Genomic DNA, 6986 nt, shown 5'->3' on the forward strand with positions numbered 1-6986 from the left:
GTCGTGACCGTCGGCGCCGCCGATGGCGATGACCAGCGCCTTGCGGCCACCGTCACGCAACAGGCCGAGGCGCCCGGCGAAATCTTCCGAGGAAAAGCTTTTGCCGCGTTCGTCCAGCAGGATCAAAGCGGTGCCGGGCTGCAACTGCGTCTGCAGTTTCTGGCCTTCCTCACGCCGGCGCTCGTTGGCGGTCTGGCTGCGCCCCTCGGCAATCTCGGCAATGCCGCCAAATTCAAGCCCCACGGCCGGGCCGCTCTTGGCGAAGCGCTCGAAATAGCGGTCGGCAAGCAGCTTTTCGGGGCCGGCTTTCATCCGGCCCACGGCATGAACTGATATCTTCATCCTCGCCTTGTAAGCCGCGCGAACGACTTAGTGGAGCGTTTCTTCCTCGAGGTCCGGCGCCTGCCACATCTTTTCGAGATTGTAGAATTCGCGGACTTCGGGGCGGAAGACATGGACGATGATGTCGCCAGAATCGATCAGGACCCAGTCGGCGCCGGACAGCCCCTCAACGCGCGCGGTGCCGAGACCGGCATCCTTGATCGCTTTGAGAAGATGATCGGCGACAGCCGCGACATGACGGTGCGATCGGCCCGAAGCGACGACCATGTAGTCGCCGAGGCTCGATTTCCCCTGGATGTCGATGGAGACAATGTTTTCGGCCTTGGAGTCTTCCAGACTGGCAAGGACTGTCTTGATGGCGCGGGACACGGCGTCGTCTACGCTGATCCTGGCCGGCGAAGGCATGATATCGGCCTTCTTCCGCAGTGCTGTTCTCAGTGTATTTCCTTTCGCAGCAAGAACAACCAAATCACCCCTTGAAGCAGGTGACACCACTTAGATAGGCAGAGTTCCCTGACAGTTTCAAGACGGGACCCTGCCTCGCACGAACGTATTGTCGCTCTTGTGGTTCCGCTGCACGCCGGAAAAGATCGGAACCCTCACCGCCCGCATGGGTTATCGGCTCACCGACCAACCGGATTCCCCCCATGCCGATCGACCCGCAAAACGCCTTTCTCAGCGTCCAGGCTGGCCTCGCCCAACTGAGCACGCTGATTGTTTCGTACTCCTTCTCGGCCATCGGTGCCGTCATCCTCTTGATTGTCGGCTACATCGTCGCCGGTCTTGCCGAACGTTCGATCTTCGCCGGTCTCGGCCATATCCATGGTTTCGATGCGACGTTGCGGCATTTCTTCTCCAAGATCGTCCGCTACGCCATCCTGATCCTCGTCACCATCATGGTGCTCGGCCAGTTCGGCGTGCAGACGGCCTCGATCATTGCCGCGATCGGTGCCATTGGCCTCGCCATCGGTCTGGCGTTGCAGGGCACGCTGCAGAACATCGCCGCCGGCATCATGCTTCTGGCGCTGCGGCCGTTCCGCATCGGCGAATCCGTCGAGGTTGGTTCGATCGCCGGCACGATCGAGGAAATCGGTCTGTTCGCGACCAAGCTCAGGACCGCCGACGGCGTCTACATCCTGGCGCCCAACTCGACGTTGTGGAACCAGCCGGTGCGCAACTTCTCGCGCAACGGCGTACGCCGCAGCGACATCACACTCTCCATCGGCTCCTGGAACGACATCGACAGGGCGCAGAAAACCTTGCTTGCCACTGCCGCGGCCGAACGGCGAGTGAAACGTGAGCCGGCGCCGATCGCTTTCGTCTCGACATTGGGTGACAGCACTGTTTCGATTGCCTTGCGCTATTGGACATCGTCGGCGGACTTCTTCGCCACCCAGACTGATCTCACCAAGCGCGCCAAACAGGAATTCGATAGCGAAGGCATATCGATCCCGCTGCCGCCGCCGGAAGCGCCCCAACCCGAAGCCCGCCGGCAATAGTCGGTTGGCTCAGTGCCGGCCCTCATCGTCCGGTGCGAAGGCAAGTTCGACCGGCAAAGGCGCCTGCGCCGTCATCGGTGCGAAACTGCCGGTTTCACCGACCGGGACCGCACGCGTCGTGAACACACGCAAAAGCACGAACAGGCAGAAGGCAGCGGCGATGAGAACAGCCACATAGATGAAAGCCTGCGTTCCGAAGACGGCCGACAGCGCCGTCACGATGCCGGGCACGACGAAACCCGACAGCGACCAGGCAAACAAAAGCGAACTGGACAGCGCCACCATGTCGTCCTTGCCGGCGCGGTCGGCGGCATGTGCGCTGGCCAGCGAATAGATCGATTCCGAGGCGCCGTCCCACACGATATAGATCACAACCAACGCGGCCAACGCGCCGCCATCGTACCCGAGCGCAAATACGCCGGCGACCATGGCGAGCGCGGATGCGGCGATCAGCACATAGCGGCGGTCGGTTCGATCAGAAATCCAGCCAAGCGGGATCTGCAGGATCAGCGTGCCGAGAGGCATCGCCGAAAGCAGCAGCGCCACATCGGCCTGGCTGTAGCCCTTGGCCGTGGCGTGGATCGGCGCGAAGCCCGCAATCGACATTGACAGGCCGCCGACCGCAAGCATGCCGGCGACGCCGACCGGTGAAACCCGCCAGGCGCGGCGCAGCGCCACCGAGGCCGCCTGCGGTGCCGGCGGCTGGGCAAGTCGGGTCATCCCGACGGGAAGGATCGATAGCGCCGTGAAGGCGATGCCGATCAGCGGCGCATCCGCTGTCCTGATATCCACCAGCGCCAGCGTCGCGTAGCCGACGCCAAGCCCGGCGACATAGGCAACGTAGAAGAAAGCCATGACCCGGCCACGGATGGCGTTGGCAACGGCGTCGTTCAGCCAGCTCTGCGCGACGATGAACAGGCCGCAGATGGCAAAGCCGTAGAGCGCGCGGGCGGCTATCCACAGCAGCGGATGGACCCCGGCGCCGACGGCGGCGTTGGCGAGTGCGATCAGCGCCGACAACACCATGAAGGCACGGGCATGGCCGACCCTTCGCACCAGCGGTCCGGTCAGGATGCAGCCCGCCAGCCCACCGGCCGAAAGTCCGGTGATGATAAGTCCGGCCCAGGTCGGATCGAAACCCTCGGCGCCGAGCCGAACCGGGATATAGGCAAACATCAGCCCGTTGCCGACGGCTATCAGTGCCATCGACACGATGACGCTGGCAATCGCGATCAGCGGTGTGGGCTCGGCGCCCTGCTCGGCTTCGCTGCGGGTTTTCCTGGGAATCGACATGCCTGCTCAGGATTGCCCATGAAACGGGCAAAGGGAGCGATAAAAGCGACATGGGCGGGCGGTCGGGCTCACCCCTTCGCCAGCTTGCGGATCGCACTTGATGACAGCGACGAGCGCGGGCCGTGGATAAAGGTCCAGGCCGGCGCTTTCATGCGGGCAAGCCGCGGCGCATCGCCCTCGTCGATGCGGGCATAGTCGAAGGTCTTGGCGACGACGGAGGACAGGAACGACAGCGTCGCGCCCGGGCGGTCGATGACGGCGATCGGGAAGGTCATGACGATCTCGCGCCAGCGCTGCCAGCGGTGGAAATCGCGCAAACTATCCGCACCCATGATCCAGACGAAGTCGACCCCGGGATTGCGCGCCTTGACCAGCGCCAGCGTGTCGGCGGTGTAGCGGACGTGATGGGCGGCTTCGAAAGCGGTGACCTTGATCTTCGGGTTCTTGGCGATCTGCTCCGACAGCTGCAGCCGTTCGCCGAGCGGCGCCAGTTCCCTGGTGTTCTTCAGCGGATTGCCCGGCGTGACCATCCACCACAATTGGTCGAGCGCCAGGCGCCTGAGCGCGATCTCGGCGACCAGCGCATGGCCGGCATGCGGCGGATTGAACGAGCCGCCGAACAGGCCGACGGCGAGGCCTTTCTCGGCATGCGGCATCTTCAGGTAACGGGAGGGTACCGCCGGTTCGGAAGATGCCAGCATTGCCTCAGGCTCTGACAACGAAAAGATTCAAGGCCTCACCTGTCCCGACCCGCGCACGCGGTATTTGAACGAGGTCAGCTGCTCGACGCCGACCGGTCCGCGCGCATGCATCTTGCCGGTGGCTATGCCGATCTCGGCGCCCATGCCGAACTCACCGCCATCGGCGAACTGCGTCGATGCGTTGTGCAGCAGGATCGCCGAATCGATCTCGTTGAAGAATCTTTCGACGGCTTGCGCGTCCTCGGCGACGATCGCCTCGGTGTGATGCGAGGAAAACGTCTCGATATGCTCGATGGCACCGGCAACGCCGTCGACCAGCTTCACCGCGATGATGGCGTCGAGATATTCAGTCACCCAGTCGGCATCGATCGCCGGCTTGGCATCGAAAAACACTTTCAGCACGTCGGCATCGGCATGGATTTCGCAACCCGCCGCGCGCAGTGCGTCGAGGATCGGCACCAGATGGGTGGAGGCGACCGCCTGGTCGACCAGCAGCGTCTCGGCGGCACCGCAGACGCCGGTGCGCCGCATCTTGGCGTTGACGGCTATCCGCACCGCCATGTCGAGATCGGCCGAGCGGTCGATGTAGAGATGGCAGATGCCTTCGAGATGCGCGAAAACCGGCACCCGTGCCTCAGCCTGCACGCGCCCGACGAGGCTTTTGCCGCCGCGCGGGATGATGACATCCAGCGTGCCGCCGAGGCCCTTCAGCATCTCGCCAACGGCGGCGCGATCGGTGGTCGGCACCAGCTGGATGGCGTCTTCCGGCAGGCCGGCTTGCTTCAGCCCTTCGACCAGGCAGGCATGGATGGCGGCTGATGAATTGAGCGAATCCGAGCCGCCACGCAGGATCACCGGATTGCCTGCCTTGAGGCACAGCGCGCCGGCATCGGCGGTGACGTTCGGGCGGCTCTCATAGATGACGCCGACGACGCCGAGCGGTGTGCGCACACGCTCGATATGCAGGTCGTTCGGCCTGTCCCATTGCGCCATCACATCGCCGACCGGATCGCGCAGCGCGGCGATTTCCCTGATGCCGTCGGCCATGGCGCGAATGCGCGCCGGATCGAGCTTCAGCCGATCCATGAAGGAGGCGGAAAGCCCGGATTCCTGGCCGTTCGAGACATCGATGGCGTTGGCGTCGAGAATGTCCTGCTCACGAGCGACGATCGCCTCTGCCATGGCGAGGAGTGCGGCGTTCTTGGCGGCGGTCGTGGCAATGGCCAGCGGTCGGGCGGCAGCGCGGGCACAACGGCCGATATCGGCCATCGTTGCTACGGTGTCATCCCCGGATTTTTCATGCAGTTTCAGCATGGCTCATCCTCCGCTTACATCGCCACCGACCGTGACTTGGTCACCGGCCCCTGTTTGGTCGCCGGCCCGTACTTGGTCACCCGAATGGCTCACCACAAGGTCGTCGCGGTGGATCATCGCCGAACGCGCCTCGTAGCCGAGCACGGTTTCGATCTCGGTCGTCTTCAGGCCCGCGATCCTTACGGCATCGGCCGCATCGTAGGCAACCAGCCCGCGCGCGATCTCGCGGCCCTCGGGCGACAGGATCGCCACCGTGTCGCCGCGCGAGAAATTGCCGCTGACCAGCTTGACGCCGGCCGGCAGCAACGACTTGCCCGACAGCAGCGCACCGATGGCGCCGGCATCGACCGTAAGCCGGCCGGCCGGTTCGAGCTGGCCGGCGATCCAGGTCTTGTAGCCCTTGACCGGGTTGCTGCTCGGCCGAAAGAAAGTAGCGCGCTCGCCGCGTTCGATCGCCATCAGCGGCGACAACCGCGTGCCCGACGTGATGATCATCGCGGTGCCGGCGGCGGTGGCGATCTTGCCGGCATCGAGCTTCGTGCGCATGCCGCCGCGCGACAGCTCGGAAGCGGCCGCACCCGCCATCGCCTCGATATCGGGCGTGATGCGGTCGACCACTGGAATGAATTTGGCCTGGGGGTCACGCGCCGGCGGCGCCGTATAGAGGCCATCGATGTCGGAGAGCAGTACCAGGAGGTCGGCGCCCATCATGGTGGCGACGCGAGCCGCCAGCCGGTCATTGTCGCCATAGCGGATTTCGGACGTCGCCACCGTGTCGTTTTCGTTGATGACCGGCACCGCCTTCATCTTGAGCAGCGTCGAGATCGTTGCCCGCGCATTGAGATAGCGGCGGCGCTCCTCGGTGTCGCCGAGCGTCAGCAGGACCTGGCCCGATTTCAGGCTGCCCTTGCCGAGCGCATCCGACCACGCGCCGGCCAATGCGATCTGCCCGACGGCTGCCGCGGCCTGGCTCTCTTCGAGCTTCAAGGCGCGCTTGCCGAGACCAAGGATCGTGCGGCCAAGCGCGATGGCGCCGGACGAGACGACAAGGATTTCAGCGCCGCCCTTGGCCAGCGCCGCAATGTCGTCGGCGAGCGAGGCCAGCCAGTCGCGCTTCAGGCCTGTCGCGCGGTCGACGAGCAGCGCCGAGCCGATCTTGACGGTGATGCGCCGATATTTTCCCAGCGACTGCATCGTCCTACTTTTCCCAGCGCGTCTCGACTGGCGCAGCGATCTGCGCACGCGCCTCGGCCACCACCGACATCAGCGCCCGCAGCACCGCCTCGACACCCTCGCCGGTGACGGCCGACAACAGCATCGGCGCGCGGCCGGCGGCGCGCTTCAGCGAGGCGACTTTCTTCTTGCGCGCATCGGCGTCGAGCGTGTCGACCTGGGACAGTGCCACGATCTCGACCTTGTCGGTCAGGCCGTTGCCATAGGCCTCAAGCTCCGCGCGGACGGTCTTGTAGGCTTTGCCCGGATTTTCCTCCTGCGCCGAAACCAGATGCAACAGCACACGCGTGCGCTCGACATGGCCAAGGAAGCGGTCCCCGATGCCGACACCCTCATGCGCGCCTTCGATGAGGCCCGGAATATCGGCGATGACGAATTCGCGCGCGTCGATGCGGGCAACGCCGAGGCCGGGATGCAGCGTCGTGAACGGATAGTCGGCGATCTTCGGCTTGGCCGCGGTGACGGCGGCCAGGAATGTCGACTTGCCGGCATTCGGCAGCCCGACCAGTCCGGCATCGGCGATCAGCTTCAGCCGCAGCCAGATGTTGAGCTCCTGCCCCGGCAGGCCGGGGTTGGCGCGGCGCGGCGCCTGGTTGGTCGAGGT

8 protein-coding genes are annotated in these 6986 nt (G+C 64.8%); 1 reads left to right on the forward strand and 7 read right to left on the reverse strand.

Going from position 1 to position 6986, the window contains the following annotated elements:
- Both EN964_RS19340 and rsfS read right to left on the reverse strand, forming a co-directional pair.
- Positions 1–342 (reverse strand): 23S rRNA (pseudouridine(1915)-N(3))-methyltransferase RlmH (locus tag EN964_RS19340; protein WP_127276637.1); only part of this gene is annotated, 342 nt, incomplete at its 3' end.
- A 27-nt stretch (positions 343–369) separates the two neighbouring features.
- On the reverse strand, positions 370–747 hold the full coding sequence (gene rsfS / locus EN964_RS19345; protein ID WP_013529073.1) for a ribosome silencing factor: 378 nt from the start codon (positions 745–747) through the stop codon (positions 370–372).
- A 242-nt stretch (positions 748–989) separates the two neighbouring features.
- On the opposite strand from rsfS, the gene EN964_RS19350 reads away from it, so the two are divergent.
- On the forward strand, positions 990–1841 hold the full coding sequence (locus EN964_RS19350; protein ID WP_127267095.1) for a mechanosensitive ion channel family protein: 852 nt from the start codon (positions 990–992) through the stop codon (positions 1839–1841).
- Positions 1842–1850: 9 nt separating this feature from the next.
- Here the strand turns inward: EN964_RS19350 and EN964_RS19355 are convergent, their stop codons facing one another.
- From EN964_RS19355 to EN964_RS19375, 5 genes are all read right to left on the reverse strand, one after another.
- Positions 1851–3134 carry an MFS transporter gene (locus tag EN964_RS19355; protein ID WP_127267096.1) on the reverse strand — a complete coding sequence of 428 codons (1284 nt, stop codon included), beginning with the start codon at positions 3132–3134 and terminating at the stop codon, positions 1851–1853.
- 68 nt (positions 3135–3202) lie between these two features.
- A complete protein-coding gene (locus EN964_RS19360) occupies positions 3203–3790 on the reverse strand; it encodes a nicotinate-nucleotide adenylyltransferase (protein ID WP_013529070.1) in 588 nt (195 codons plus the stop codon).
- Between the two features lie 72 nt (positions 3791–3862).
- Positions 3863–5149, reverse strand: a complete 1287-nt coding sequence (locus EN964_RS19365) for a glutamate-5-semialdehyde dehydrogenase (protein WP_127266816.1) — start codon at positions 5147–5149, stop codon at positions 3863–3865.
- Between the two features lie 3 nt (positions 5150–5152).
- Positions 5153–6343 carry a glutamate 5-kinase gene (gene proB, locus EN964_RS19370; protein ID WP_127266817.1) on the reverse strand — a complete coding sequence of 397 codons (1191 nt, stop codon included), beginning with the start codon at positions 6341–6343 and terminating at the stop codon, positions 5153–5155.
- A gap of 4 nt (positions 6344–6347) precedes the next feature.
- The coding region (locus EN964_RS19375) for a GTPase (RefSeq protein ID WP_206528733.1) at positions 6348–6986 on the reverse strand (639 nt) is incomplete at its 5' end.

The organism is Mesorhizobium sp. M7A.F.Ca.CA.001.10.2.1 (genome assembly GCF_003998575.1).
In the GTDB taxonomy this organism is placed as follows: domain Bacteria; phylum Pseudomonadota; class Alphaproteobacteria; order Rhizobiales; family Rhizobiaceae; genus Mesorhizobium.